Source organism: Methanococcoides seepicolus (assembly GCF_023684405.1).
GTDB lineage: Archaea > Halobacteriota > Methanosarcinia > Methanosarcinales > Methanosarcinaceae > Methanococcoides > Methanococcoides seepicolus.
The window spans coordinates 1-3427 of sequence record NZ_JAGSOI010000112.1; the positions used below are offsets into that span (position 1 = coordinate 1).

Below are 3427 nucleotides of genomic sequence, written 5' to 3' on the forward strand. Positions count from 1 at the left end.
GGCAGTGGAGGGTTCCATCCGCTTGGGGTTTCGCTTGCTACCGGAAAGAGGGTCCTTATTGCAGACCCATTCTCGAAGGATGTGAGGGAGGTAGACCCGTCCCTTATCATGCGTCAGCGTAGTGCGGCCATTGCGAAGTCACTTGATGCCGAGTCTTTCGGGATCATTGTTTCCAGTAAACCAGGGCAATACAGAATGGAACTTGCCAGGGAACTTAAAGAACTTGCCGAGGAGAAGGGCAAGACCGCCTATATATTGATACTCGACCTCATCACCCCTGACCAGATGCTGCAGTTCAAAGTGGATGCTTTTGTGAGCACTGCATGTCCGCGACTTGCTGTGGATGAGGTGGGAAGGTTCTCCGCACCCATGCTCACCCCACAGGAATTCGAGATAGTTCTCGGAAAGCGTGAGTGGGAAGACATGGTCTTTGATGAGATAAGGGGAGACTGAGGATCATGAAGCAACGCAAGCTCGAGATCCTCCTTGAAAAGGTAAGGGGGTTCGAGAAGCCTAATGTGACCCTGGAACAGTACCCCACCCCGGCTTTGCTTGCGGCGGAGATGCTTCATTTTGCGTTCATGAAGGGAGATCTTGAGGGTACGGTCTATGATCTGGGGTGCGGCACAGGAATGCTTGCCATCGGTGCAGCTGTCCTTGGTGCTGAGAGGGTTGTGGGATTCGATTCAGACCCGGGAGCACTGGAGATCGCCCGGGAGAATGCTGAGATGATCGGTGTCGATGTGGAATTCGAGTGTAAGGATATCAGACAGGTCAGAGGACATGCAGATACTGTGGTCATGAATCCGCCTTTTGGTGCACAGGTAAAGGGAAGTGACAGACCTTTCCTCAAAACCGCATTGAGAGTGGCGGATGTGACATATTCCATACACAATAGTGGAAGTCTGGCGTTCGTGAAAAAGTTCATTCAACCTGCGGTCATCACGGAATGGTACAATACTGGATTTCCAATAAAACGAACATTTAAATTCCATAAAAAAGATGTAGAAAGAATTGAGGTTGAAATTTACAGGATTATTACAGATAATTGCCAGACCGATCAAAAGTAATTGCTGGCGTATTTAAATTATATGAGGGATTCCTATTAGAATAAGAAACCGCAAGAAAACGACCAGAAGGAGCATGAAGTCCTTGGGCGAGAAGCCAGAGGTCGAAGAGGAAGTATTAGATACTGCCAGTAAAAAGGTAAAAGTGGCAGAAAAGAAAGTAGAGAAGAGGAAAACCGAGACCCCTAAGACTAATACGGAAGATGATCACGTGGAAGAGGAACAGCATGGAGATAAGGTCCTGGTAATGCCTGGTGACATTATCGGCACTACCGAGGAATTTGAAGCAGGGGATAACACTTACATTGTCAGAGGTGACATTCATTCACTTGCCACCGGATTCGTAATGGTGAACAAGAAGCGCAGGACGATATCTGTAAAACCAACTACAAGCATGCCACCAACTATCAAAAAGGGTGACATACTGATAGGAACGGTTGTCAATGTCCGTGATTCCATGGCACTTGTGCAGATAGAGGGGATCAAGGGTGTCGTTGACCGTCAGTTCATCAAACCCGGAGTTGCTGCCATTCATGTTTCCAATGTGAAGGAATCATACGTTAAGGAAATGTCAAAGGAGTTCGCTGTAGCTGATGTTGTTAAGGCGAAGGTCATCAACATTGAGAATATGAGGATGACGACTTCCGGAAAGGAACTTGGTGTGATGGTCGCAACATGTGCCAATTGTGGAAGTACGTTGAAAAAAGAGGATCAGATATTGAAGTGTCCTGAATGCGGACGTACAGAGTCACGCAAGATATCTTCCGATTACGGCACCGGTATTATTTAAGTTCAACAATAAGGAGATTATAATATGGAACTTAAGATCTTAGAAAAATCTGATGATGAGATGAAAATGGAGATAGCTGGAGAGAGTCATACACTCTTGAACATGCTCAAGATCATTCTTATTGAAGATGAACGCGTCCATACCGCGTCATATGATATGAAACACGTAAATGTAAGTGAGCCTATTCTTTTCCTTAAGACAGAGAATGCTGACCCAATAGATGTTGTGAAGGATGCAGTGGCTAAATTGATCACAGATTGTGAAGAGTTCGCCACCGTTTTCAATAAAGCTGTGGAATGATATTTCCACACTTTTTTACTATTTTAACCCATTAGTTGCTACTTTAGAAGAGCAAGAAGTGACCAAACAGAAGTGAGTATATGACACTTGACGATGCTGCATTGAAGAATTTCGGATTCATTGAACGCCCTACTAAGAATATGATCAATATCGATCCCCTGCAGACCGGAGGAATACTGACAGAGGATGCCAGACGTGCTCTGGTGGAGTGGGGAGACGGATATTCCATCTGTGATAACTGCGGAGGCGTTCTGGACCTTATCAAGAAGCCTCCTGTGCAGGAGTTCGTCCACGAGGCCCTTCCGGAGTTCCTGGGAGTGGACCAGGCACGTATAACCCACGGTGCCCGTGAATCGAAGTTCGCTGTGATGCATGCCATTGCCCAGGAAGGCGATACTGTCATCCTTGACGGCCTTGCCCATTATTCTTCTGTCGTAGCAGCTCAACGCGCACGCCTGGAGATAAGAAAGGTCCCGCATTCGGAGCACCCGGACTATTATATCGATCCTGAAGGCTACGGCACCGCCATCGAGGAGACCATCAGTGAGACCGGAAAAGCCCCTGCTCTTGCACTCCTGACCTACCCTGACGGCAATTACGGCAACCTAGCCGATGCCAAGAAGATAGCTTCCGTCTGCCATGAGTACGATGTCCCTCTGCTCCTGAACTGTGCGTACTCCGTTGGCAGGATGCCAGTGGACGCAAAGGAGCTGGGCGTGGATTTCATTGCCGGAAGCGGTCACAAGTCCATGGCGAGCTGCGGACCCATCGGCGTGCTTGGTGTGAATGACGATAATGGCGATTATTCCGATATCATATTCCGAAAGTCCCCCACCAACAAGAACAAGGAAATAGAGCTTCTCGGCTGTACTGCCCGCAGTGCGACCCTGATGACCATGATAGCCTCGTTCCCCGAAGTCGTGAAACGCACCCGGAACTGGGACAATGAAGTGGCCGATGCCAGATGGTTCTCCGAAAAGCTGGAAGCCCTGGGACTCATACAGCTGGGACAAAAGCCCCACAACCACGACCTGATGTTCTTCGAGGCCCCCAACCTCTACGAGATCTCCACAAGAGTAAAGAAGGGAAGGTACTTCCTCTACAAAGAGCTCAAGAGCCGAAACATACACGGCATCAAAGCCGGCCTTACCAAGTTCTTCAAGCTCAGCACCTTCCAAGTCGGCAGAGAGAACCTCTCCTACATAGTAGATTCCTTCGACGAGATCATTAAGAAGTACGAGTGATGGTCTTTCATTTCTTTTCTTTTTTC

The 3427-nt window shown here is 48.1% G+C and carries 5 protein-coding genes; all 5 read left to right on the forward strand.

The genetic code is table 11. The features are described 5' to 3' along the window. A partial coding sequence (locus tag KDK67_RS13735) for a diphthamide synthesis protein (RefSeq protein ID WP_250869420.1) occupies positions 1-453 on the forward strand: 453 nt, incomplete at its 5' end. Between the two features lie 5 nt (positions 454-458). Continuing rightward, positions 459-1070: an METTL5 family protein gene (locus KDK67_RS13740; protein ID WP_250869421.1), complete on the forward strand. Its 612-nt coding sequence runs from the start codon at positions 459-461 to the stop codon at positions 1068-1070. A 73-nt stretch (positions 1071-1143) separates the two neighbouring features. Beyond that, a complete protein-coding gene (locus tag KDK67_RS13745) occupies positions 1144-1857 on the forward strand; it encodes an exosome complex RNA-binding protein Csl4 (protein ID WP_250869422.1) in 714 nt (237 codons plus the stop codon). A 24-nt stretch (positions 1858-1881) separates the two neighbouring features. Then, positions 1882-2157 (forward strand): DNA-directed RNA polymerase subunit L, encoded by a 276-nt coding sequence (locus KDK67_RS13750; RefSeq protein WP_250869423.1) that lies wholly within the window; start codon positions 1882-1884, stop codon positions 2155-2157. 80 nt (positions 2158-2237) lie between these two features. Continuing rightward, on the forward strand, positions 2238-3401 hold the full coding sequence (gene pscS, locus KDK67_RS13755; protein WP_250869424.1) for an O-phospho-L-seryl-tRNA:Cys-tRNA synthase: 1164 nt from the start codon (positions 2238-2240) through the stop codon (positions 3399-3401). The last annotated feature ends 26 nt before the right edge of the window (positions 3402-3427 follow it).

Excerpts from the sequence above, each read along its gene's own strand:
- KDK67_RS13740 (WP_250869421.1), top strand. The coding sequence starts at position 459 with ATGAAGCAACGCAAGCTCGAGATCCTCCTTGAAAAGGTAAGGGGGTTC.
- KDK67_RS13745 (WP_250869422.1), top strand. The coding sequence starts at position 1,144 with ATGAAGTCCTTGGGCGAGAAGCCAGAGGTCGAAGAGGAAGTATTAGAT.
- KDK67_RS13750 (WP_250869423.1), top strand. The coding sequence starts at position 1,882 with ATGGAACTTAAGATCTTAGAAAAATCTGATGATGAGATGAAAATGGAG.
- pscS (WP_250869424.1), top strand. The coding sequence starts at position 2,238 with ATGACACTTGACGATGCTGCATTGAAGAATTTCGGATTCATTGAACGC.